This window comes from Conexibacter woesei Iso977N (assembly GCF_000424625.1).
Taxonomy (GTDB): domain Bacteria; phylum Actinomycetota; class Thermoleophilia; order Solirubrobacterales; family Solirubrobacteraceae; genus Baekduia; species Baekduia woesei_A.
The window spans coordinates 1,817,648-1,841,455 of sequence record NZ_AUKG01000002.1 but is presented as its reverse complement, the minus strand read 5'-3'; the positions used below and the strand labels follow the sequence as shown (position 1 = coordinate 1,841,455).

At 73.0% G+C, this 23,808-nt stretch carries 20 protein-coding genes; 12 read left to right on the top strand and 8 right to left on the bottom strand.

What is annotated here, in order from left to right:
• Positions 1 to 3 precede the first annotated feature (3 nt).
• Positions 4 to 1,821: an ABC-F family ATP-binding cassette domain-containing protein gene (locus H030_RS0121285; RefSeq protein WP_027007599.1), complete on the bottom strand. Its 1,818-nt coding sequence runs from the start codon at positions 1,819 to 1,821 to the stop codon at positions 4 to 6.
• Between the two features lie 83 nt (positions 1,822 to 1,904).
• Here H030_RS0121285 and glgP point away from each other — a divergent pair, with 83 nt between their 5' ends.
• Positions 1,905 to 4,007 (top strand): alpha-glucan family phosphorylase, encoded by a 2,103-nt coding sequence (gene glgP / locus H030_RS0121280; RefSeq protein WP_051223314.1) that lies wholly within the window; start codon positions 1,905 to 1,907, stop codon positions 4,005 to 4,007.
• A gap of 30 nt (positions 4,008 to 4,037) precedes the next feature.
• Here the strand turns inward: glgP and ligA are convergent, their stop codons facing one another.
• Both ligA and H030_RS34110 read right to left on the bottom strand, forming a co-directional pair.
• Positions 4,038 to 6,056: an NAD-dependent DNA ligase LigA gene (ligA, locus tag H030_RS0121275; RefSeq protein WP_027007597.1), complete on the bottom strand. Its 2,019-nt coding sequence runs from the start codon at positions 6,054 to 6,056 to the stop codon at positions 4,038 to 4,040.
• Between the two features lie 30 nt (positions 6,057 to 6,086).
• Positions 6,087 to 7,565 (bottom strand): hypothetical protein, encoded by a 1,479-nt coding sequence (locus H030_RS34110; protein WP_051223310.1) that lies wholly within the window; start codon positions 7,563 to 7,565, stop codon positions 6,087 to 6,089.
• Between the two features lie 78 nt (positions 7,566 to 7,643).
• Between H030_RS34110 and H030_RS37670 the strand changes: the two genes are divergently transcribed.
• A complete protein-coding gene (locus H030_RS37670; protein WP_027007596.1) occupies positions 7,644 to 8,225 on the top strand; it encodes a TetR/AcrR family transcriptional regulator in 582 nt (193 codons plus the stop codon).
• Here H030_RS37670 and H030_RS0121260 read toward each other — a convergent pair.
• The 3 genes from H030_RS0121260 to H030_RS40280 are packed head-to-tail and all read right to left on the bottom strand — an operon-like array spanning position 8,202 to position 9,887.
• Positions 8,202 to 8,561: a hypothetical protein gene (locus tag H030_RS0121260; protein WP_027007595.1), complete on the bottom strand. Its 360-nt coding sequence runs from the start codon at positions 8,559 to 8,561 to the stop codon at positions 8,202 to 8,204. The two genes, H030_RS37670 and H030_RS0121260, sit on opposite strands and share 24 nt — an antisense overlap.
• A gap of 9 nt (positions 8,562 to 8,570) precedes the next feature.
• Positions 8,571 to 9,032, bottom strand: coding sequence for a YdeI/OmpD-associated family protein (locus H030_RS0121255; protein WP_027007594.1), 462 nt, complete (start codon positions 9,030 to 9,032; stop codon positions 8,571 to 8,573).
• Positions 9,033 to 9,050: 18 nt separating this feature from the next.
• A complete protein-coding gene (locus H030_RS40280; protein WP_035128064.1) occupies positions 9,051 to 9,887 on the bottom strand; it encodes a collagen-like protein in 837 nt (278 codons plus the stop codon).
• Between the two features lie 172 nt (positions 9,888 to 10,059).
• On the opposite strand from H030_RS40280, the gene efp reads away from it, so the two are divergent.
• From efp to H030_RS34095, 10 genes are all read left to right on the top strand, one after another.
• Entirely contained in the window at positions 10,060 to 10,620 is a 561-nt protein-coding gene (gene efp / locus H030_RS0121245) for an elongation factor P (RefSeq protein ID WP_027007593.1), read from the top strand.
• Positions 10,620 to 11,042: a transcription antitermination protein NusB gene (locus H030_RS0121240; protein WP_027007592.1), complete on the top strand. Its 423-nt coding sequence runs from the start codon at positions 10,620 to 10,622 to the stop codon at positions 11,040 to 11,042. Before efp ends, H030_RS0121240 begins: the two co-directional genes overlap by 1 nt.
• 67 nt (positions 11,043 to 11,109) lie before the next feature.
• Positions 11,110 to 12,777 (top strand): integrin alpha, encoded by a 1,668-nt coding sequence (locus tag H030_RS0121235; protein ID WP_027007591.1) that lies wholly within the window; start codon positions 11,110 to 11,112, stop codon positions 12,775 to 12,777.
• Positions 12,774 to 14,372, top strand: a complete 1,599-nt coding sequence (locus H030_RS0121230; protein ID WP_027007590.1) for an integrin alpha — start codon at positions 12,774 to 12,776, stop codon at positions 14,370 to 14,372. The genes H030_RS0121235 and H030_RS0121230 overlap by 4 nt, the downstream gene beginning before the upstream one ends.
• A gap of 38 nt (positions 14,373 to 14,410) precedes the next feature.
• The gene (locus tag H030_RS0121225; protein WP_027007589.1) at positions 14,411 to 16,087 is read left to right on the top strand and encodes an integrin alpha; all 1,677 of its coding nucleotides are present in this window, start codon (positions 14,411 to 14,413) and stop codon (positions 16,085 to 16,087) included.
• A complete protein-coding gene (locus H030_RS0121220) occupies positions 16,087 to 17,346 on the top strand; it encodes an RNA polymerase sigma factor (RefSeq protein ID WP_027007588.1) in 1,260 nt (419 codons plus the stop codon). The genes H030_RS0121225 and H030_RS0121220 overlap by 1 nt, the downstream gene beginning before the upstream one ends.
• A gap of 34 nt (positions 17,347 to 17,380) precedes the next feature.
• Entirely contained in the window at positions 17,381 to 17,599 is a 219-nt protein-coding gene (locus H030_RS0121215) for a hypothetical protein (protein WP_155892186.1), read from the top strand.
• A gap of 11 nt (positions 17,600 to 17,610) precedes the next feature.
• Entirely contained in the window at positions 17,611 to 18,489 is an 879-nt protein-coding gene (locus H030_RS0121210) for a polyprenyl synthetase family protein (RefSeq protein WP_231398499.1), read from the top strand.
• Complete coding sequence (gene dxs, locus H030_RS0121205; protein WP_027007585.1) at positions 18,486 to 20,462, top strand: 1-deoxy-D-xylulose-5-phosphate synthase; 1,977 nt, start codon at positions 18,486 to 18,488, stop codon at positions 20,460 to 20,462. The genes H030_RS0121210 and dxs overlap by 4 nt, the downstream gene beginning before the upstream one ends.
• Before the next feature lie 3 nt (positions 20,463 to 20,465).
• Positions 20,466 to 21,386: an alpha/beta hydrolase gene (locus H030_RS34095; protein ID WP_051223308.1), complete on the top strand. Its 921-nt coding sequence runs from the start codon at positions 20,466 to 20,468 to the stop codon at positions 21,384 to 21,386.
• Positions 21,387 to 21,390: 4 nt separating this feature from the next.
• On the opposite strand, the gene H030_RS0121195 is transcribed toward H030_RS34095, so the two are convergent.
• Together H030_RS0121195 and H030_RS0121190 are read right to left on the bottom strand one after the other, a co-directional pair.
• Complete coding sequence (locus H030_RS0121195) at positions 21,391 to 22,608, bottom strand: EAL and HDOD domain-containing protein (RefSeq protein WP_027007584.1); 1,218 nt, start codon at positions 22,606 to 22,608, stop codon at positions 21,391 to 21,393.
• Positions 22,605 to 23,789, bottom strand: a complete 1,185-nt coding sequence (locus H030_RS0121190) for an EAL and HDOD domain-containing protein (RefSeq protein WP_027007583.1) — start codon at positions 23,787 to 23,789, stop codon at positions 22,605 to 22,607. The genes H030_RS0121195 and H030_RS0121190 overlap by 4 nt, the downstream gene beginning before the upstream one ends.
• Positions 23,790 to 23,808: the final 19 nt, after the last annotated feature.

Genomic DNA, 23,808 nt, shown 5'->3' with positions numbered 1-23,808 from the left:
CCGCTAGCCCTCCAGGCGCTCCTGGGCCTCCAGCCACGCGGCCTCGGCGTCGTCGCGCTCGCCGGCGAGCATGCGCAGCTCGTCGCCGAGCGCCTGGAGCCTCGACGGCTCGGTCGCCGCGGCGGCCATCTGCTCGTGCAGCTCGCCCTCGCGCGCCGAGAGCCTCTCCAGCTGGCGCTCCAGCCGCGCGACCTCCCTGCGGACCTCGCGCGCCTCGCCGCCCGACAGCCTCGCGCCGGCGTCCGGCGCAGGCGCAGCGGCCGCCGCGCTCGCCGCCTGCGCGGCCTCCAGCGCCGCCTCGTCGGCGCGGCGCAGCTCCAGGTACTGCTCGATCCCGCCGGGCAGGTGGCGCAGCGCGCCGTCGCCCATCAAGGCGTACACGTTGTCGGTCACGCGCTCGACGAAGTAGCGATCGTGCGACACCACCAACAACGTCCCGGGCCAGCCGTCGAGGAGGTCCTCCAGCGCGGTCAACGTGTCGATGTCGAGGTCGTTGGTCGGCTCGTCCAACAGCAACACGTTGGGCTCGTCCATGAGCAACCGCATCAACCGCAGGCGCCGGCGCTCGCCGCCGCTCAAGTCCTTCACCTTGGTCCGGCCCCGCTCGCCGCCGAAGCCGAAGCGCTCGGCGAGCTGGCCCGCGGTCAGCTCCTCGCCGCCCGACGTCGTCGTGCGCCCCCGGACCGCCTCCAGCGACTCCAAGACCATCATGTCGCCCGGGACCTCCGCCGTGTCCTGGGAGAGATGCGCCACGCGCACGGTCTGCCCGCGGTCGACCCTGCCGCCGTCCGGCTCCTGCGTGCCCTCGAGGATCCGGACCAGCGACGTCTTGCCGGACCCGTTGACGCCGACCAGCGCGACGCGGTCGCCCGGGCCCAAACGCCACGTGACGCCCCGCAGGATCGGCTTGTTGTAGGACAACGTGAGGTCCTCGGCCTCCAGCACCTTGTTGCCGAGCCGGCGCGTGGCGAAGCGCAGCAGCTCGGCGCGGTCGCGCGCCTCGGGCTCGTCGGCGATCAGCGCGTTGGCGGCCTCGATCCGGAACTTCGGCTTCGCCGTCCGGGCCGGCGGCCCGCGCCGCAGCCACGCCAGCTCCTTGCGGACGAGCATCTGGCGGCGCTCCTCGATCCGCGACGCCTGGCGGTCGCGCTCGGCGCGCGCCAGCACGTAGGCCGCGTAGCCGCCGTCGTACTGGCGGACGGTCTCGTCGCCGACCTCCCAGGTCTGCGTGCACACCGCGTCCAGGAACCAGCGGTCGTGGGTGATGACCAGCAGCGTCCCGCGGCGCGCGACGAGGTGGCGCGCAAGCCAGTCGACGCCCTCGACGTCGAGGTGGTTGGTCGGCTCGTCGAGCAGCAGCAGCTCGGGGTCGTCCAGGAGCGTCCTGGCGAGCGCGATCCGGCGCCGCTCGCCGCCGCTCAACGGCGCGATGATCGTGTCCAGCCCCTGCGGGAAGCGCGTGATGTCGACGCCGCCGAGCAGGCCGTCCAGGACCGAGCGGAAGCGCGCGTCCGCCTGCCATTCGTGGTCGGCGCGGCCGCCGACCAGCTCGGTCCGGATCGTCTGGGTCGCATCGAGCTCGTCGCCCTGGCCCAGGACCCCCAGCGACACACCACCCGTCCTGGTGACCTGGCCCGCGTCGGGCTCCTGCGCGCCGCTGATCAGCGCCAGCAGCGTGGACTTGCCGTCGCCGTTGCGGCCGACGACGCCGATCCGGTCGCCGGCGTTGACGCCGAGCGTCACATCGGTGAGCACGGAGCGCGCGGCGAAGCCCTTGGTGACGGACTTGAGGTTGACGATGCTGCGTGGGGCGGGAGCCATCAGGTCCCTGCATCCTGCCGATCCGGGCGTCGCTTCGGCATGATGCGACGTGAGTTCCTGGAAACCACGGGTAGAGGCTGACCATGATCGACGCCGGAAGAGCCGACATCGACCGCGCCATCGCCGGGCTCGCTGCACGCGTGCCGGGCGAGCTTGAGGTGCTCGCGCGGATCGCCTACGACTACTCGTGGTCGTGGGATCCCGATGGGCCGGCGGTGTTCCGGGACATCGACCCGGACCGCTGGAAGGCGTGCGCGGGCAACCCCGTGCGCCTGCTGGAGGAGGCCGCCCCGGAGCGGCTGGAGGCGGCTGCGCGCGACGCGTCGCTGCTGGAGCGGGCCGCCGCGCTGGACGGGCGCCTGGAAGCGCACCGCAACGCCCCGCCGTCGCGCGAGGGCGCGCCGGTCGCCTACTTCTGCGCCGAGTACGCGATCCACGCGTCGCTGCCGATCTACTCCGGCGGCCTGGGCGCGCTGGCCGGCGACCTCGTCAAGGAGGCGTCGGACCGCTGCCTGCCGTTCGTCGCGGTCGGCCTGCTCTACCGCCAGGGCTACTTCCGCCAGCGGATCGACCTGTCCGGCTGGCAGCGCGAGTACTGGCTGGACACCGACGTCGAGCGCCTGCCCGCCGCGCTGGTCACCGGCGACGACGGCCGGCCGGTGACGGTCACGGTGCCGGTGCGCGAGGAGGAGATCGTCGCGCAGATCTGGCGCGTGAACGTCGGCCGCGTGCCGCTGCTGCTGCTCGACGCCGAGCGGCCCGAGAACTCGGCGACGGGGCGCTTCACCTCCTCGCAGCTCTACGTCGGCCAGCCCGAGATCCGCCTCAACCAGTACGCGCTGCTCGGGATCGGCGGCCGTCGCGCGCTGAAGGCCCTGGGCGTCGAGCCCGAGGTGATCCACCTCAACGAGGGCCACGCCGCGTTCGGCGCGCTCGAGGAGCCCGGCGAGACGGTCGAGGAGGTGGTCGCCAACGCGCGACCGCACACGGTCTTCACGACGCACACGCCGGTCCCGGCCGGCAACGACGCCTACCCCGGCGGTGAGATCGCGCTGCTGCTGGAGCCGATCCTGGAGGCCCGGGGCTTCAAGGACAGCGAGGTGCTGGCGCTCGGCCGCACGCACCCCGACGACGAGCACGAGCCGTTCGGGATCACCCAGCTGGGCATCCGGACCGCGCGCGCCACCAACGGCGTCGCCCGGCGCCACGGCGAGGTCGCGCGCGAGATGTGGCAGGAGCTGTGGCCCGGCCGTGCGTTGGACGACGTCCCGATCACGCACGTCACCAACGGCGTCCACGTGCCGTCCTGGATCGGCCTGCCGATGCGGTCGCTGCTCGATCAGCACCTCGGCGAGGGCTGGATCACGCGCGCCGCGGACCCGGCGACGTGGGAGGGGGTCGACGGCATCCCCGACGACGAGCTGATGGCCGTGCGCCGCACGCAGCGGGCCAAGTTGGTGGACCTGGTCCGCGAGCGGATCCCGTATGACCGGCTGGTCCGTGGGGAGGAGCGGTCGTTCGTCCAGGCGGCGGAGCACGCGTTCGACCCGGACGCGCTGACGATCGGCTTCGCGCGGCGCGTCGCGACCTACAAGCGCCTGGCGCTGATGGTCCACGACGCCGAGCGCGCGCTGGACCTCCTGCGCGGCGACCGGCCGGTCCAGTTCGTGATCGCCGGCAAGGCGCATCCGAAGGACGAGCCGGGCAAGGGGATGATCCAGCAGCTGCTGCACCTGCGCGGCGCGGAGGGGACCCAGAGCCGCGTGGTGTTCCTGGCCGACTACGACCTCGCGTCCGCGGCCAGGCTCGTGGGCGGCTGCGACGTGTGGGTCAACCTGCCGCGGCCGCCGCTGGAGGCGTCGGGCACGTCGGGGATGAAGTCGGTGCTGAACGGCGGCCTGCAGCTATCGGTGCTGGACGGCTGGTGGGCCGAGGCCTACGACGGCTCCAACGGCTGGGCGCTGCCGGGCGAGGTCGACGCCGACCACCAGGCCCAGGACGCCCGCGACGCCGCGACGCTCTACCGCCTGCTGGAGGACGAGGTCGTCCCCGAGTTCTACGCCGGCGACGGCGCCTGGGCGCGGCGGGTCAAGAACTCGCTGAAGACGCTCGGCGGCCAGTTCTCGGCGACGCGCATGTTGCAGGACTACGAGGCCAAGATGTACGCCTCGAAGGTCGAGGCCTAGGGGTTGAAGAAGGGGCGGGCGCTGCCACGGCTAGGCGACGCCCGCCTCCTTCAGCCAGCCCCAGAGCGTGTCCTGGTCGACGATCTCGACGCCGAGCTTGTCGGCCTTGTTCGTCTTGGCCGCGCCGGTGTTGGCGCCGGCCAGCAGGTAGTCGGTGTCGCCGGAGACGGATGACGTGGCGGTCGCGGCGGCCTGCTCGACGAGCCTCGTCACGTCCGGGCGCGAGACCTTCGCGCCCGACCGCGGGTCGGTGAACGCGCCGGTGATGACGACCGTCTTGCCCTTCAGCGGCGAGTCCCCGGCCGCGGCGACGTCGACCGGCCTGTCCTCGTCGTGGACGTCGAGGTTGACGCCCGCCCTGCGCAGCGCCTTGATCTCGTCCTCGGTGTCGTCGCGAGCGAAGAACGCGACGATCGACTCGGCGACCTTCGGGCCGATGTCCTTGATCGCGACGAGCTCCTCGACGCTCGCCCTCGCGACGTCCTCCAGCGACTGGAAGCCCGCGAGCGTCAGGCGCTTGGCGGTGCCGTCGCTGGCCATCGGGATCGCCAGGCCGATCAGCGCGCGGCGCAACCCGATGTCCTTGGACCCCGCGATCGAGTCCACCATGTTGCGCGCCGAGACCTCGCCCATGCGCTCGTAGCCGGTCAGGAGCTCGGTGGTGATCTTGGTGTAGAAGTCGGCGCGCGACCTCAGGATGCCGTCCTCGGCGAGCTTCTCGATCCAGACGTCGCCGACGCCCTCCATGTCGGCGGCGGGGCGCGAGGCCCAGTGCATCAGCCGCCGGGTGATCTGCGCCGGGCACTGCAGGTTCGGGCACCAGCGCTCCTCGCCGGTGCCGCGGATCTCCAGCTCGGTGTTGCACGAGGGGCAGTGCGTCGGCGGGACGATCTCCTCCTCGCTGCCGTCACGGTCCTCGGGGATCGAGCGGCCCGCGAACGGGATCACGTCGCCGCGGCGGACGACGGCGATCGTGTCGCCGATCCGCAGGTCGCGCTCGCGGATCAGGCGGGCGTTGTGCAAGGTGATGTTCTCGACGGTCACGCCGCCGACGAAGACCGGCTTGACCTTGGCGATCGGCGCGACGCGGCCGACCTTGCCGACCTGCCAGACGACGCCGAGCAGCTTCGTCAGCTTCTCCTCGGGCGGGTACTTGAAGGCGATCGCGCCGCGCGGCTCGGCGCTGTTGAAGCCCGCCGCCTCGAACGCCGCGGGGTCGTGCAGGCGGATGACCGCGCCGTCGATGTCGTAGTCGAGGTCGTTGCGGCGCGAGCCGATCGCGTGGATCGCCTCGATGACCTCGTCGGCGTCGTTGCCGATCGTCTGGTGGGCGAGCTCGATCCCGAACGGCTCCGGATCGATCGCGGTCCCGTCGGCCAGCTCGGCGCCGAAGGCGAAGAAGCGCAGGAGGCGCCCGGCCTCGGCGGCGGCCCTGGGGTCCTTCTGCATCAACGTGCCCGCGGCGCCGTTGCGCGGGTTCGTGAGCGGCTTGTCGGGGTGGGTCTCGTTGTAGGCCGCCCAGATGGAGCGCGGCATCAGCGCCTCCCCGCGGACCTCGACGCGGCCCCTGTGCCTGATCCTGTGCGGGAGGTCGGGGATGACGTGCTCGGCCTTGTCGGTGACCAGCTCGCCGATCTCGCCGGTGCCGCGGGTGGCGACGTAGTCGAGCCTGCCGTTCTCGTAGACGATCGAGAGGCTGAGGCCGTCGAGCTTCTCCGAGACCCGGAACGTCTGGCCCTCGTAGCGCGCGCAGAAGGTCCGGATGGCCTCCTCCGTCGTCGCCTTGGCGAGGCTCAGCATCGGCCGCGCGTGGCGGATCGTCGGGCCGGTCAGCTGCTCGGGCGCGTTGACCTTGTTCAGCGGGGAGTCGGCGGGCTCGAGCTCCGGGTGCTCGGCGACGAGCGCGGCCAGCTCGTCCTTGGCCGCGTCGTAATCCGCGTCGGGCGTCGCCGTGTCGCCGGCGCCGTAGTACTCGTCGTTGAGCCGCCGGACCTGCGCGACGAGCTCGGCGATCCGCGTGGCGGGGTCTGCGGGGTCCTTCTTCGGCACCCGCCCCATGGTGCCATGCGCGGCGGCGGCCTACCCGTCGGTGAGCTTGACGAGGCCGCCGATGACGCCGAGGTACAGCGCGCGGTCCGGGCCGACCGCGATGCCCGCGTAGTTGTTGTTGAACGAGAGGCCCGAGCCGGCGTAGCGGGTCCAGGCGGTGGCGCCGGTCTGGGCGTCGATCGCGGCCCAGTAGTAGGGCTGCTCGGTGGCGACCGGCGAGGGCACGCGCTCGTAGGTGTAGATCAGGCCGGTGGCGGTGTCGAGCTTGGGGACGACGGTCGGGGCCGAGACGGTGGTGTTGGTCCAGCGCTTGACGCAGCCGGAGCCGTCGGCCTTGATGTCGACGCGGGCGAAGCCGGCGGTCGTCGGGGTGCCGGACCTGGGCCCGAACGGGTCCTGGTAGCCGTAGTTGTTCTCGACGAACAACGAGCGGCCGGAGCCGTTGAGGGAGTTCTCGGTGGCGCTGGCGCCCTTCGTGAAGACGGGGACCTCGCAGACGGTGCGCCGCTTGGCCTTCGTGTTGATCGCCGTGCGGTAGACCACGACGTTCATCGGGTCGGCGTTGTCGGTGATCGCGACGTAGCCGCCGGGCATGATCGTCGGCGTCGTGCCGGAGCCGGCGTCGACCTGGCTGGGCTTGTGGATCCCGGAGTTCCTGTAGGTGATCTGCCAGTCGATGTGGGGCTTGCCGTTCTTGGAGGAGAACCGGTACAGCTTCTTGTCGCTGACGATGTAGACGGCGTCGCGGTCGACGGCGAAGGAGTTCTCGATCTCCTCGTGCGTGGTGAGGACGCCGATATGCCTGGTCATGGGGTTGAGGATCCCGACCTTGCCGTCCTTCTTGGAGACGAACCAGATGTTGTCGTGGAAGTCCGGGAGGGCGGAGGTGACGCGCTCGGAGTTGTTGAGGACCCTGGTGAGGTCGTAGTCGGCGACCTTGGAGAGCTTGGTGCCCGTCGCGTTCTCGGCGAGAACGACCAGGTGCGATGACTTGGTCGCGGACCAGATCCGGTCCTTGTGGTCCAGGAAGAAGTAGCCGCCGCCGGTGAAGTTCTGGAACGCGGTCGGGCCGGCCGGGTTGGGCGCGCCGAGCGTGTAGGACGCGGTGACCGTGAGCGTGTTGGGGTCGATGACGCGGGCGGTGATCGGCGTGGCGATCGAGGGGCAGACGGAGAGGATCCGGCCGTGCCTGTCGAAGGTCAGCGAGCCGCAGAGCGCGGAGGGCATGGCGCCGGAGGTGGGGGAGAGCGCGGCGCCACCGAGCGGGCCGGGGCGGTTGTAGGCGTCGCTCATCCACGGGTCGTCGTGGAGGTTGTTGTTGGGGTTGGTCGCCATGAACGGGTTCTGCGGCGCGGCCGTCCTGGTGAAGGGCGTGGCGGCGAAGGCGGCGCCGGTCGACGGCGGGAGCGTCGTGGGGACGGGATCGGCGATCGGCGTGGCGCTCGCGACGGCGGGGGCGGCGAGGGCGAGCGCGGCGGCGAGCGGAGCGAGGAGGCGGCGGCGGGACATGGCGCGGCAGGCTACGCGTCTTATTTACGATTTGTCAAGTTGGGCATCTGCACAACGAAGCGGTAGGCTGCGGGCGCGATGGCACGCCGGCTGAGCCCAGAGGAGCGCCGCGAGCAGCTCGTCCGCGCGGCGATGGGGATCCTGGCGCGGGAGGGGTACGAGGCGCTGTCGTTCGAGGCGGTCGCGAGGGACGCGCAGGTCACCCGCAACTTGTTGTACCACTACTTCCCGGGCGGGGTGGTCGAGCTGTTCCGGGCCTGCGCGGAGCAGGCCGGCTTCGACCTCGTGGCCGACTGGACGGTCGACGACGCGCTGCCGCTCGACGAGCGCCGGGCGAGGAACTTCGGGGCGATGGCCCATCACGCGGGGACGCCGACCGACGCGTGGCTGGTCTCCCGCATCACGGTCGCCTCGGCCGACCCGGTCGTGCGGGCGACGACCGCCCGCAACCGCGACCACCTCGTCTCGGCGATGGCGCTCAACGCGTTCGGTACGGCCGACCCGCCGCCGCTGGCGCGTGCGGCGCTGGCGTCCTACCAGGCCTTCGCGGAGTCGCTGCTGGACCGGGCGCGGGAGGAGCGGCTGGACGGCGCGGAGGTCGTCCGGGTCCTGGAAGCGATGCTCGAGGCGGCGGTGTCAGCCGTCGCGGCGGCGCGCTAGCTCGCGATCGAGGTCGATCGCGCGGATGTCGTGCTCGCCGGGCAGGCGGTCGAGCAGGGCGCGGATGCGCTCACGGTCGGCCTCCTGGGCGCGGGTGGAGTCCTCCAGCGCCGCGTGCAGGGCGCCGTAGGTGATCTTCATCGCGGCGGCGTCGAGGTCGAGGGTGTCCGGCTCGGCGGCCGGGACGGCGGCGAGCACCTCGTCGACCACAGCGACGATCGCCTGCTCGTCGTGGCCGAAGTCGCCGCGGTAGGCCCCGAGCGCTGTGCGCAGCACCGCACGCTCGTCGTCGTGCACGAACAGCGGGAACGTCGGGACGTCGTCGGCGGAGGACATGCGCGGACGCTAACTCCGCGTCTTGCCCTCGTGCAACATCTGGAGCGTCTGGCCGATCCGCCGATCGCGCGTGTCATCCCTCCTGGCCTCGGCGATCCAGCGCGCGAACTCCTTCCTGTGCGTGAACGCGAGCGCGTCGAACTTCGCCCGCGCATCGCCGTCGCCGGCGAGCGCGCGCATCAAGACCTCCGGGACCTCCACCTCCCGGGGAGCGGCATCGAGCGCGATCCTCACCCTGACGGCGTCACCCGCCTCGGCGCCCGCGCCGGCCCGGATCTCCTTGCTCATCCCCAGCAGGAACTCGCCCTTCATGCGCGTGACGCGCCCGGCCCAGGTGAAGCCGTTGATGGTGGCCTTGACCGGGAACGCCTTCGCTCCCTCGCCGACCGCCGCGACCTGCTGCTCGTCCAGCACGACCGCGGCGGCCGGGCCCTTCTTCTGCAACGTCGTCTCGATCTCGATCGCACCCATGGGCGCGATCCTAAGCGCTCAGAGGCCGAGGACCCTGCGGACTTCGTCCATCTGGGTGCGCAGCGTCCTGACCTGCCTCGTCAGCCTGGCGTTCGAGGTCTGGAGCCTCCTGACGGCGGCCTTCAGCGCGGTCAGGTCCGGCGTCGTGCCGGCCGGGCCCTGCGGGCCGGTGGCGCCGGTGGCGCCCGTCGCGCCGGTGTCGCCCTTGTCGCCCTTCGGCCCCTGCGGGCCGGTCGCGCCCGTCGGCCCGGCGGGACCCGCGGGCCCGGGCGTCGTCGTGATCGACGCGAGCCTCGTGTTCAGCGCCTTGACGCCCGCCAGCGCGACGCCCGCCACGTCCTGGGGCGCGAGGACGTTGTTGGCGGAGCCGATCCCGAGCGACGAGAAGAACGTCGCCGGGTCCGGGGCGATGTGCCTCGCGCTCGCGTAGGTGTAGTCGTTGACCGGCACCGACGAGAGCCTCGTCAGCAGGTCGTTCCCGTCGGCGACGCTCGGCGAGGCCATGTCGCCGGCGTTCTGCTGGACCAGGCCGCGGTTGAGGATGTTGCCGTTGGCGCCCATGTCGAACCCGCTCGTCGGCGCGCCCGGCCGGATCCGGAACGGCAGCGTGTTGCCGTTGGTCGTGTCGCGGATGAAGAAGTTCGACTCGTTGCCCTCGACGTCCCAGGTCTGGGTGCCGAACGAGCCGCCGGACTCCATGAACCGGATCCCGGGCGTGTTGGGGTCCTTGATGAGGAGCAGCGGCGAGTTGACCGGGAAGCTCTCGCCGTTGGCGCAGGTCGGCCCCAGGCACTGGAACCCCTGGACTTCCTGGTTCCCGGGGATGACCGTGTCACCCCGCGCCACCGGCGCCACGAGAGCGACGGCTACGAGACTGGAGAGGCTCAGCAACGCAAGACGGTGAGAAAGCATGAGCGGCTGATACCCCACTTGGTGGATCGTCAGCGGTCGACGTCCGGACACCGCACCCGTCCGCCGCCTACCATCTAACGGTCAACGCGAACCGACGAAGTGCAAGGGCATCACCTTGATCAGCACGAATCAGTTGAAGAACGGCAACCACATCGAAGTCGACGGCACGATCTTCAAGGTCGTCGAGTTCCAGCACGTCAAGCCCGGCAAGGGGCCGGCGTTCGTGCGGACGAAGCTGCGGCGGACCACCGACGGCAACATCATCGACAAGACGTTCCGCGCCGGCGAGAAGTTCCGCGCGGTCCGGACCGAGGCGCGGAAGATGCAGTACCTGTACTCGGACGAGACCGATGCGCACTTCATGGACACCGAGTCCTACGAGCAGCTGCAGGTCCCGGTCGGCGCGCTGGCCGACACGCTGCGGTGGACGAAGGAGTCCGACGAGGTCGACGTGGTGTTCATGGACGGCAACCCGTCGTCGATCCAGCTGCCGGCCTCGGTGGAGCTCGAAGTGACCCAGACCGAGCCGGGCGTCCGCGGCGACACCGCCTCGGGCGGTGGCAACAAGCCCGCCACGGTCGAAACGGGCGCCACGATCCAGGTGCCGCTGTTCGTCAACATCGGGGATCGCGTGAAGATCCAGACGGAGACCGGCGAGTACATGTCGCGCGCCTGATGTCCCGCCGCTCCGACCAGCGCCGCGCCGCCGCGTTCGCGCTCTACCAGCACGACGTCACCAGGCGCGAGCTGGACGACGTCTTCGACACCAACGCGACGACGTTCACGCGCGCGCTCGCCTACGCCTCCTCCGACTACGCCTCCGACCTGGACGGCGTGATCGAGCGCCACGCCAAGGGCTGGACGATCGACCGGATCGCCCCGCTGGAGAAGGCGATCATGCGCGTCGCCCTGCTGGAGATGCTGCACCCCGACGCCGTCCCGGCCGAGACCCCGATCCCGGCCGAGGGCGCGATCGACGAAGCGATCGAGACCGCCAAGGAGTTCTGCGGCGCCGACGCGCCGAAGTTCGTCAACGGCATCCTCGCCGCCGCGCTGCGCGAGCAGCGCGCCGAGCCGGCGCCGCAGACCGACGGCTGAGAACGCGCGCGAAGCGAAACGCCGCTGACCGCGTTACGGTCAGCGGCCTCGCGCGTTCTGCCGTTCGATGACCGTCCCACGCCTCACCGCCCCACTCGGCTGCGCGCTCGCGCTGCTGCTGTCCCTCACGCTCACGCCGCCGCGCGCCGCCCACGCCGCGCCGATCGACCTGCGCACCCACCCGGCGTTCGAGATCGTCGGCCCCACGGTCAACGCCAACGCGGGCAACGCGGTCTCGGCGGCGGGCGACGTCAACGGCGACGGGATCGACGACGTCATCGTCGGGGCGCCGCTCCAGAACGCGCCCGGCCGCTTCAACGGCGGCTCCGCCTACGTCGTCTTCGGCCGCCGCCGCGCCGCGGCCGCGATCCGCCGCGCGCCGATCGCCCGGATCGCCGCCGCCGGCGCGGCCCGGCGCGCCCAGGGCTTCCGGATCGTCGGCCCCAACGCGCAGGCGCACCTCGGCGCGACCCTCGCCGCGGTCGGCGACGTCAACGGCGACGGCCTCGCCGACGTCGCGGTCGGCGCCCGCACCGGGACGACCACGTCGCTCGGGCCGGTCGCGCCCGTCGCGGGCGCACCCGACATCCTCGACTACCAGGGCGCCGTCTACATCGTCTACGGCAAGCGCGACGGCGCCGCGGTCGACCTCGCCCACCTGGACCCCGCCCAGGGCATGGAGATCCTCGGCCCGGAGCCGGCGCCCGGCGGGACCACCGGCTTCGGCGGCACCATCGCCGGCGGGCGCGACGTCGACGGCGACGGCCGCCCGGACCTCGTGGTCGCCGACCAGCCGATCCGCCCGATCGGCGCGCTGCCGGACCCGTCGGAGCGGTCCTACGCCTACGTGATCTCCGGCGCCCAGCTGCACGGCGGCACGATCCTGCACGCCGACCGGCTCGGCGCCGCCGGCTACCGCGTCGGCGGCTACGGCATCGGGCTCGTCTCGCTGGCCGCCGACATGAACGGCGACGGCCGCGCCGAGCTCGTCATCAACGGCTTCGGGACCGGCGCGAAGGGCACGATCCACGTGCGCGTCGTGTTCGGCCGCCCGGCCGGCAGCGGCGACGTGACGCTGGACCAGCTCGGCCCCGCCGACGGCTTCGCGGTCTACGACGGCCGCCCGACCGACGTCAACGGGATCATGGGCGCGACCGGCGGCGACGACGTCAACGGCGACGGCCGCGGCGACCTGATCATGACCGGCGCCGAGCCGCTGCCCGGCCACCGCTGGGCGTCGGCGACCTCGGTCGTCTTCGGCGCGCCGTCCGGCGACACGGTCTGGCTCAACCGGCCCTCGCCGCGCCTGCTGACCGTCCGCGCCGAGGCCCAGCCGATGGCGCGCACGCTGCTGCCGTCGGGCAGGTACACGTACTTGTACGAGAACCCGAACACGCGCAAGGGCGAGGGGATCGTGACGTCGGCGATCGTCGGCCCGGGCCGGATCGCGATGGGCGTCGTCCTGGGCGGCTCGGACCCGGACGAGCGACACTGGAAGGGCGCGGCGGTGATCCTGCCGGGCCGCCGCGGCGCCGGGACGATCGCGCTGCACGGCCGCGGGTCGGTGGAGGTCCGGGGCGCCTACGCGGGCGACCGCCTCGGCAGCGCCGTCGCGGGCGCCGGGGACTTCGACGGCGACGGGCGGCCGGACGTGATGGTCGCCGCGCAGGACGCGATGCGCGAGGGGCGCGCGTGGGCCGGCGCGGTGTTCGTCCTGTCGGGGGCGGCGCGATGACCGCGCGCCTCGCCCTCGCCACGCTGCTCGCCGTTGCCGCGCTGCCCGGCGCCGCCGTCGCGGCGCCCACCGTCGACCTGCGCACCACGCCCTCGTTCGAGATCGTCGGCGCCCATCCGCAGGACTTCGCCGGGGAGGCGGTCGCGTCCGCCGGGGACGTCAACGGCGACGGCATCGACGACGTGTTGATCGCGGCGCCGAGCGCGAACGGCCCGGAGGGTGCCTACTCCGGTGCCGTCTACGTCGTGTTCGGGCGCCGCGGGGTCCCGGCGCTGCCGCGCGCCCAGATCGCCGCCGACGGCGGGGCGGACACGCAGGGCTTCCGGATCGACGGTCCCGCCGCCGACGGACACGCCGGCACGTCGGTCGCCAGCGTGGGCGACGTCAACGGCGACGGCCTGGACGACGTGATCGTCGGCGTCCCGGATGACGGCCCGGACGTCCCACGGTCCAACGGCATCGGCGGCGTGTACGTGCACGCGGGCGCGGCCTACGTCGTCTTCGGCAAGAAGGACGGGACGGCCGTCGACCTCGCGCACCTCGGCGACCAGGGCGTCGAGATCGCGGGCGCGCCGGCCGGCCGCGTCCAGCTCGGCACGCAGGTCGCGGGCGGGCGAGACGTCAACGGCGACGGCCATCCGGACGTCGTGGTGAGCGACATGACGGTCCCGTACCCGCTGGTGCGGGCTCCGAAGATCCCGCCCCGCGACCGGTCGTCGGCCTACGTGATCTTCGGCGGCGCGCTGCGTGGCGGGCAAGTCCTCCATGTCGATCGGCTCGGCGGCGCCGGCTACCGGATCGACGCCCACTTCCTCGGCACGCTCTCGCTGGCGGCCGACATGAACGGCGACCACCGCGCCGAGGTGGTCGTGGGAGAGGAGGACGGCAGCTACGGGAACAGGAACGTGGCCTACGTGGCCTTCGGGCGGGCCGGCACCAAGACGATGGTGTTGGAGCAGCTCGGTGCCCACGGCGGGTTCGCGATCCGCAACGACCGGAAGTACTCCGAGCAACCACGGATCGTCGGCGGTGACGACGTCAACGGCGACGGGCGCGGCGACCTCGTGGCCGCGACCTACACGTTGCGCGGCAAGCGGTCCTACGCGGGCGTCGCGGAGGTCCTGTTCGGCGGCCCGTCCGGCAGGCTGCGTCACCTCGAGCGTCCCGGTCAGCAAGTGCTGCGTGCGATCGGCCCGACCGTCCCGATGGTCGACAACGGGCGCCACAGGAACCGGTACATCCTGGGTCCCAACCCGCTGCGCGACGTCGCGATCGTCCCGGACGCGGACGGCGACGGCCGTGCCGACGTCCTGGCGGGCGGCTTCGCCTCGCCGCACGATCGCTTCGGCGCGGGCTCGGCGTTCCTGTTCCGCGCGCCCCGCGCGGGCACCACCGAGCTGACCGCCAAGCGCGCGCCCGGCGTCGTGCGGATCGACGGCGCCTACGCCGACGACTCGTTCGGCAGCACGGTCGCGCCCGCCGGGGACTTCGACGGCGACCACCGCCCGGACCTCCTGATCGGCGGCTTCGAGGCGACCCGCAACGGCCGCCCCAACGCGGGCGTCGCGTGGGTCCTGAGCGGGGTGCGCCCGTGACCGCGTTACGGTCAGCGGATTCGCACGTTCTGCAGCTGATGACCAAGCTGCTGCCGACCCTCGCCATCGTCACGTCGCTCGCGTTCGCCGTCCCGGCGGCCGCCCACGCGGGCACCGACGTCGACCTGCGCCACCAGCCGTCGTTCGAGATCATCGGCGCCGGCCCGATCGACTTCGCCGGCTCGCAGGTCGCGCCCGCGGGCGACGTCAACGGCGACGGCGTCGACGACGTCCTGATCGCCGCACCGTCCGCCGACCCGCTGAGGCGCAAGAACGCGGGCGCGGTCTACGTCGTCTTCGGCCGCCGCCGCTCCCACGCGGAGGTCAGGGCGCACCCCGCGGCCCGCATCGCGATGAACGGCGCGCACGCGCAGGGCTTCGCGATCGTCGGCGCCCACGCGGGCGACGAGGTCGGCAACGCGATCGCGCCCGCGGGCGACGTCAACGGCGACGGGCTGGACGACGTCGTCGTGGCGTCCGACGACGGCGCGCCGGTCCCGATCATCCCCAACCAGCCGCGGGCGCCCGAAGGCGCGATGGGCAGCGTGTCCATCATCTACGGCAGCCGCCACCCGAGCGCGATCGACCTCGGGTACCTCGGCGTGCGCGGCATGCGCATCGCCAACGACGTGCCGCTGACCTTCCAGCTCGGGACGACCCTCGCGGGCGGCCGCGACGTCAACGGCGACGGCCACCCGGACATCGTGCTCACCGACGAGGCGACGTCGCCGGACTACACCGGCGTCAGGACGCCGGCCGACCTCCCGGCGCCCAATCCGCGGCACGCCTACGTCCTCTTCGGCGGCCACGGCAGCGCGCTCGCGCAGCCGGGCACGACGATCAGCACCGGCGCGCTCGGCACCGCCGGCTACCGGATCGACAGCCCCGCCATCGACTCCGCGTCGCTGGCCGCCGACATGAACGGCGATCACCGCGCCGAGGTCGTGCTCGGGACCTGGAAGCAGCTGCCCGGCACCGACACGCTGGTCGGGACGGTCGCCTTCGGCCGCACCGCCGCGGGCGGGCCGCCGCTGCAGCTCGACGCGCTCGGCCCGGCCGACGGCTTCCGGCTGCTGGACTCCCGCCAGCTCAACCAGGAGCCGCAGGTCAGCGGCGGCGGCGACACCGATGGCGACGGGCGCGGCGACGTCCTGGTGGTCTCGCACGTGCTGCTCGGCCACCAGCGCTACGCGGGGGCGGTCGACGTCGTCCACGGCGCGCCGTCGGGCGCTCCGGTCTACGTCGACCGCCCGAGCGCCCGCGTGCTGACCGCGGTCAGCCCGTCGGTCCCGTACATCCCGGCGCCGCCCCCGCCGAAGAACGCCCCGGCGGGGGCGGTGTTGCCGACCGCGCCGATGCTCGGGCCGACGCCGATCGACGCGGCGGCGATCGTCGGCGACCTCGACGGCGACGGCCGCGACGACGTCCTCACGGGCGGCAACTGGTCGCCGAAGGGGCGCCAGGGCGCCGGCTCGGCGTTCGTGTTCCGCGGGCGCAGCGGCGCCGGGCGGATCGCCCTGTCCGGACCGCATCGCGGCTCGACGGTCCGGATCGACGGCGCCTACGCGCAGGACGCGCTCGGCATGGCCGCGGCGCCGGCCGGCGACTTCAACGGCGACGGGCGCCCGGACCTCCTGATCTCCGGCCCCGGCGCGACGCGCGACGGCCGCCTGCGGGCGGGTGCCGCGTGGGTGATCACCGGGGTCGCGCCGTGATGAGCGTGCGCAGCGACGCCGCGCTGCTGCGCAGGTTCCGGGCCGGTGACGAGACGGCGTTCGCGGCCCTGCACGCGCGCTACGCCGACGCCATCCGCAACTACGCGGCCTACATGTTGCGCGGCAGCGCGCACGATCCGGAGGACGCGGCGCAGGACGTGTTCCTGCGCGCCTACCAGGCGCTGCGCCGCGACGACCGCGAGATCGACGTCCGGCCGTGGCTGTTCCGGGTCGCGCACAACCGCTGCATCGACGTGCTGCGCAGGCCGCTCACCGACGACCTGGACGCCGAGGAGACCGCCAGCGAGGGCGCGACCGCCGATCCCGCCAACGCGATCGAGCAGCGCGAGACGATGCGCGCGTTGTTGAAGGACATCGGCGCGCTGACCGACGGCCAGCGCAGCGCGCTGCTGCTGCGCGAGCTGGGCGGGCTGTCGCACGAGGCGGTCGGCGAGGCGCTCGGGATCTCGACGACGTCGTCGCGGATGCTCGTGCACCGCGCGCGAGTCGCGCTGACCGACGCGGCCGAGGCGCGCGACACGACCTGCCGCGACGTCCGGGACCGGCTGGTGGCGGCGTCGGACGCGGGGAAGCTCAGGCTCGCGCGGCGCGACCGGCGGCACCTGGCGGGGTGCGTGGAGTGCCGGGCGTTCCGGCGCGCGCACGCGGGCGTCGAGCGCGAGCTCTCGTTGTTGGTGCCGTTCGCGGGCGGCGGCTCGGGGCTGGCGGCGTTGTTGAAGGTCTTCGGCGGTGGCGGCGCGGCGGCGGGCGGCGGCGGGGCCGTCGCGGCGAGCACGACCGCGGGCGGTGGCGGCCTGGCGGCGAAGCTCACGGTCGGCGCGTGCTGCGCGCTGCTGGCGGGTGGTGGCGCAGCGGTCGGCGTGAAGGAGGCGACCGAGCAAGACCACCATCAACGGCCGAGGACGGCGGAGCGTCGCGCCCGCGTCAGGCCGCGCGCCGTCGCCGCGGCGCCCGCGGCCGCGGCGGCCGCGGCCAAGCCGGTCACGACCCAGAGCGCCGCGGCTCCGGCCCGGGCGAAGCCGACCACGACCGCACGCACCACGACGACGACCGCCACGCCGCCCGCGCAGCAGCCCGTCTCCGACTCGCCGACCGCCAGGCCGCCCGCCCACGAGGACCCCAGGACCTCCGTCGACCTCGCCGATCTCTCCGGCGATCCGGATCCGGACCCCGCGCCGCCCGCGCGCACGGCGCCGCGCAGGACCACCACGATCGACCTCGCCGACTTCGGCGGCTGACCCAGCCGCCGCCCGCTGCGGCACAATGTCGCGGGTGAGCACGACTGACGACGCCGCCTCCCAGCTCGACGCGCTGGTCACGCGGCTGGAGCGCACCGCGGAGCAGCTGCGGTCCGGCGACGTGAGCCCGGACGCGGCAGCGACCCTCGTCGAGGACGCCGCCTCGCTGGCCTCGCAGGCCAGCGCCGAGCTGGACCGCCTCTCGCGGGCGGCCGCCGCCGAGCCGCATCCCGGCCAGGACCACCTGCTCTGAGCGTCCAGACCGTGGTCTACCCCGACCACCTCCGCGCGCAGGTCGACGTCTACCTCGACGCGCTGCGCTTCCCGAGCCGCGCGCCGCGGACCGAGGGCCTCGAGGAGGCCATGCGCTACTCGCTGCTCGCGGGCGGCAAGCGGATCCGGCCGGTCCTGGCGCTCGCCACCGCGAGCGCCGTCGGCCTCGACCAGCAGCAGGTCCTGCCGCTGGCGGCCGCGCTGGAGCTGATCCACACCTACTCGCTGATCCACGACGACCTCCCGGCGATGGACGACGACGACCTGCGCCGCGGGCGGCCGACGTGCCACGTCAAGTTCGGCGAGGACGTCGCGATCCTGGCCGGCGACGCACTCTACGCCGAGGCGTTCCGCCACCTGCTGACCGCTCAGCCCGGCGAGCCCGACAGGGTCCTGGCCGCCGCGCGCGAGCTCGCTGCCGCGACCGGCGTGGACGGGATGGTCGGCGGTCAGTACCTGGACGTCTCCGGCGTGTCCGAGACGCCCGCCGACCTGCGGCGCCTGCACGAGCTCAAGACCGGCCGCCTGATCGGCGCGTCGGTCATCTGCGTCCTGCTGCTCGGCGGGATCCGCGACGACGCGGACGAGACGCTCGGCTGGCGCCGCTTCGCCCAGGAGCTGGGCGTCCTGTTCCAGATCGTGGACGACATCCTGGACGTCACCGGGACCGACCAGGATCTCGGCAAGCCGCAGGGCTCCGACGAGCGCCACGGCAAGCGGACGTATGTGACCGAATTCGGGCTCGACGGCGCCAGGAAGCTCGCGGCCGACTCACACGCGGCTGCCAGGGCTACCCTTAGAACTTCCGCTCCGCAGGGTGCGCCCGAGCTGGAGCAGATCACCGACTTCATCTTCACCCGGACTTCATGACGCAACCTCCCGAACGCCTGCTCGACCGCATCGACGCTCCCAAGGACCTCCATGGGCTCTCCGAGGAGCAGCTGCAGCAGGTGGCGCAGGAGGTCCGCGAGCACATCATCGACACGGTCGGGGAGATCGGCGGCCACTTCGGCGCCAACCTCGGCACGTGCGAGATCGCGGTCGCGCTGCACTCGGTCCTGGACTCGCCGACCGACAAGATCCTCTGGGACGTCGGCCACCAGGCCTACCCGCACAAGATCCTGACCGGCCGCCGGGACCAGCTCCCGACGATCCGTCAATACGAAGGTCTTGCGCCGTTCTGCGCGATCCACGAGTCCGAGCACGACATCATGGGCGCGGGCCATGCCTCGACCTCGATCGGCTACGCCGTCGGGATCAAGGAGGGCATGAAGCTCGCGGGCGACGTCGACGCGGGCCGCGTGGTCGCGGTGATCGGCGACGGCGCGATGACCGGTGGCGTGGCGTTCGAGGCGATCCACCAGGCCGGCGGGCTGGGCACGCCGATGGTCGTGGTGCTCAACGACAACGGGATGTCGATCTCGCCGAACGTCGGCGCGCTGTCGCGCTACTTCAACCGCGTGCGGCTGAACCCGAAGCTGTGGCACGCCCGCGAGGGCGTCGAGGAGAAGCTGATCACGCTGCCGGGCGGGATCGGCGCGGCGTTCGACCGCCTCGGCCCGCAGCTGAAGGAGTCGATCAAGTCGTTCTGGGCGCCGGGCCTGTTCTGGGAGGAGCTGGACTGGGCCTACATGGGCGTCATCGACGGCCATGACGTCCGCGCGCTGCGGCGCGCGCTGAAGGCGGCGCTGGAGGCCGGGCGGCCGGTCGTCCTGCACACGGCGACGGTGAAGGGCAAGGGCTTCATGCCCGCCGAGGACGGCGGGCTGGAGGGCATGGAGAAGTGGCATGCCGCCAAGCCCAAGTCGATCACCAACCGCGCGCCGACGGTGGTCGTCAAGACGCCGGCCTCGGCGGCACATCCGGTCACGCCGGCGATCCCGCAGTACACGGCGGTGTTCGGCGAGGCGCTGATCGACGAGGTGCGCCGCGACCGGCGCGTCGTCGGGATCACGGCCGCGATGAACTCCGGCACCGGGCTGAACCTGCTCCAGAAGGCCGAGCCCGAGCACTACTTCGACGTCGGGATCGCCGAGCAGCAGGCGGTGCTGTTCGCTTCCGGTTTGGCGCTGGAGGGCGCGAAGCCGGTCTGCGCGATCTACTCGACGTTCCTCCAGCGCGCCTACGACCAGATCGTCCACGACGTCTGCCTGCAGGAGCTCGACGTGACGTTCGCGATGGACCGCGCGGGCCTGGTCGGCGACGACGGCCCGACGCACCATGGCGTCTTCGACATCGCCTACCTGCGCGCGCTGCCGAACATCACGCTGGCCGCGCCGCGCGACGAGGCGCAGCTGAAGCACCTGCTGCGGACCGCGCTGACGCAGGGCGGCCCGTTCGGGCTGCGCTACCCGCGTGGCGAAGGTGTAGGGGTTGCTCTGCCGTCGAGCGCCGAGGTGCAGGCGATCCCGGTCGGCAAGGGCGAGGTGCTGCGCGAGGGCTCGCGGGTCGCGCTGATCGGCTACGGGTCCGGCGTGGGCAAGTCGCTCGAGGCGGCCGCGCTGCTGGCCGAGCATGACCTCGACGTGACCGTCGTCGACGCGCGCTTCGCCAAGCCGCTGGACATGGAGCTGCTGCGTGGGCTGGCGGCCGAGCACGAGCTGCTCGTCACGGTCGAGGAGGGCGTCCTGTCCGGTGGCTTCGGCTCCGGCGTGTGGGAGGCGCTCAACGACGCGGGCGTGCACGTGCCGAAGATGCTGCGGATCGGCGTGCCCGACCGCTACGTCACGCACGGCAAGCCGGCGCTGCTGCACGCCGAGATCGGCTTCACCGGCAAGGAGATCGCACGCAAGATCGAAGCCGCGCTCCTCGCCGGCCACGGCTCGGTCCTGTCCGAGGCCTAGCGGTTGGACCCGCGCCTGCACCCGCAGGTGCGGGCGCTCCTGGTCGCGATGGGGGAGGTCGCCGACGTCGGCGACCCGCTCGCTGAGCCGTCGCCGGCGGAGCTGGCCGCCGAGCGCTCGGCCTACCTGGACTCGACGCTGCGGCTGGGAGGGGCGGCGGAGCCGGTGTCCGCTGTCTCCGACATCGTCGTGCCCACCCGCGACGGCGCCTCGCTCCGAGCCCGCGTCTTCACGCCCCTGCACGCTCCGGAGTCCTCGGAGCTGTTGGTGTGGTTGCACGGCGGCGGCTGGTACGTCGGCGACATCGAGACCTTCGACCGCGTCGGCCGCGCGCTCGCCAACACGTCCGGCGCGAAGGTCGTCCTACCCGAGTACCGCCTGGCGCCCGAGCACCGCTGGCCGGTCCCGGTCCACGACGCGATCGACACCGTCACCTGGGCCCAGACCCACGGCGCCGAGCAACTCTCCATCGACCCCGCCTCCGTCTCCGTCGGCGGCGACTCCGCCGGCGGCCAGCTCGCCGTCGTGGCAGCCCGCCACGCTTCGTTGCCGCTCCGCGCGGTGCTGCTCGTCTACCCGTGCCTCGACCCCTCGCTGTCGAGCGACGCGATGCAGGAGTTCGGCGATGGGCCGATGCTCACGCGCGCCGATGTCGAGCGCTGCTGGGGCATGTACCGGACCGACGCGGCGCGCGACGACGATCCGGACTTCGCAGTGCTCTCGGCGTCCGACTGGTCGGACTTCCCGCCGACCCGTGTCGCGGTCGCCGAGCTGGACCCGCTGCGCGACGACGGCCTCCACCTCGCCGAGCGCCTCCCGGACGCGCAGACGCGCGTCTTCGACGGCATGGTCCACGGCTGCCTGCGCTTCGGCGGCGTGGTCGACGCCACGCACGACATGATCGCCTGGCTGACGGCGCGCTAGGCGTTCAATGGCCCGCGGCGTGGGCGTCGGCCCAAGCGACCGCGTCCACGTAGGCCGCCAGGAACATCCGCGCGTCCTGCGCCGGCAGCTCGCCGCGCTCGCAGGCGATCGCGTGCTGCAACGCCTCGCCCTTGACGCCCTCGCGGTGCACCAGCGCGTCGATCACGTCGTCGGCCAGCGGCAGTTCCCGTACAACCTGCTCCATCGGCGCGTTCGCGAGCGCGTCGCAGACCGACAGCAGGCCGACCGAGAACCACGCGTCGCGGTCGGTGAAGCCCTTCATCGGCGCCACCAGCTCCATCGTCCGGGCACGCGCCAGCGCGGTCGCCAGCAGCGGCCCGCGCTGCTCGCCGATCCCGGACAGCAGCAGCACCAGCGCCCACTGGCGCACGGTCCGCGGGCCGAGCAGGATCACGCCCTGGCGGATCGAGGAGATCCGGTTGGGCAGCATCACCGCGGCCGAGTTCAACTGCTGCAACAACCTCAGCGAGAGGTGCGGGTCGACGGTGATCGCCGCCTCGATCTCCTCCAGCCCGGAGTCCGGGTGCGTCAGCCCCGCGGCGGCGCGCAGGCGGTCGATCGACGCGGCCCGCAGCTCCTGGCCGGCCAGCGGCGTCGGCTTGCAGAAGAAGTACCCCTGGAACAGCTTGGCGCCCGCGTCGGCGGCCCAGTCGTACTCGTCCTGGTCCTCGACCTTCTCGGCGACGACCGGGATCCCGCTCGACGAGATCGACTTGATGATCTTGCTCGCCTCGCGCCTGGAGTGCGCGCGCAGGTCGACCTTGACGAGGTCGGCGGCGTCCAGCAGCTGGCGGTTGGCGCGCGTGGGCGCGAAGTCGTCGAGCGCGATCCGGAAGCCCTGGGCGCGCAGGTGCGCGAGGCGGTCCATGAGCGCGGGGGAGGGCGTGGCGTCCTCCAGCAGCTCCAACACGGTGGACTCGGGCGTGAGGGGGATCGGATCGATCTCGCGCAGGAAGCGCTCGGTGACGTTGAGGAACGCGGTCGCGCCGCCGACCGCCGCGCTCATGCCGACCTCGGCGAACGCGCCGACCAGCACCTGGCACGTGGCGTGCTCGGCGTCCGGGATCTCGCCGTCCGCGCCGCGCGGACCGCGATAGAGCAGCTCGTAGCCCGCGAGCCGTCCCCCGCGCGCGACGATCGCTTGGCGGGCGAACAGGACGCGCGGGGCCTCGGGAGGAGCCTCCGCGACGCCGGTGCTCACGTCAGTCCCGCCGCCGTTCCGTCGGCCCAGGTGAGGGCTTCGACGTGCAGGACCGCCAGCTCGCCGGCGTCGAGGCTCGGCAGCGCCGCGTCGTCCCAGGCGCCGCGCTCGCAGGCCTCGGCCATCGTGAGCGTGCGGCCCTTGCCGCCGGCGCGGTCGACGAGGGCGGCGACGACGTCCTCGGAGAGCGGGAGGTCGCGGACCGCCTCGTCCATCGGCTGGTCGAGCATCGCGTCGACGACCGACAACATGCCGGTGAAGAAGTAGGCGTTGGCGTCGTCGGCGCCGAGGCGCCTGGCGATCGCCTCGCAGGTGCGCCCGCGCGAGAGGGCGGTGATCAGCAGCGGGCCGCGCTTCTCGTCGATGCCGGAGAGCAGCAGGAGCATCGCCCACTGGCGGACGGTGCGCGGGCCGAGCAGGACGATCGCCTGGCGCACGGACTTGATCTGGTGTCGGAGGCTGAAGGCGGCGCTGTTGACGAACCGCAGCAGGCGCAGGCTCAGGCCCGGGTCGAGCGCGATCGCCTTCTCCAGCTCGTCGACGTCGCCCTCGTCGCCGGCGCTGATGCCCGCGGCGAGGCGCAGCGCGCCGATCGACGCGGTCGGGACGTTGTGGCCGACGACCTCGCGCGGGCGGCAGACGAAGTCGCCCTGGAAGAGCTCGAAGCCGGCGTCGGCGCAGCGGTCGTGGTCGGTGTGGGCGTCGACGCCGTTGGCGATCGGCTTGATCCCGCGGCTGCGCAGGTGCGAGACGGTCAGCGCGAGGCCGGATGGGTTGAGGTTGCGCGAGTCGACCTTGGCGAGCGTCGCGAAGTCCAGCAGCGGGTCGGCCGACGGCTGGCCGGCGTAGCCGTCGAGGGCGAGCATGTAGCCGTGCTGGCGCAGGCGGCCGAGGCGCTCGAGCAGCGGGCCGTCCGGGAGGCGGTCGGCGGCGATCTCGAGGACGACGCCGTCGGGGCCGAACGGCAGCGGGTCCATCGCGAGCAGGAACTCGGTCGTGACGTTCAGGAACGCGGGCGCGCCGCCGGTGGCCTGGCGGAGGCCGAGGTCGGAGAGGGCGGAGGCCGCGACTCTCGACGTGGCCGCATGCGGGGACTCGCTGCCACCCTCGCCGCGGTACAGCAGCTCGTAGCCCGCCAGCCGGGAGTCGGCGTCCAGGATCGGCTGACGTGCGAAGAGCACCTCAGCATCGGCTGGTGAC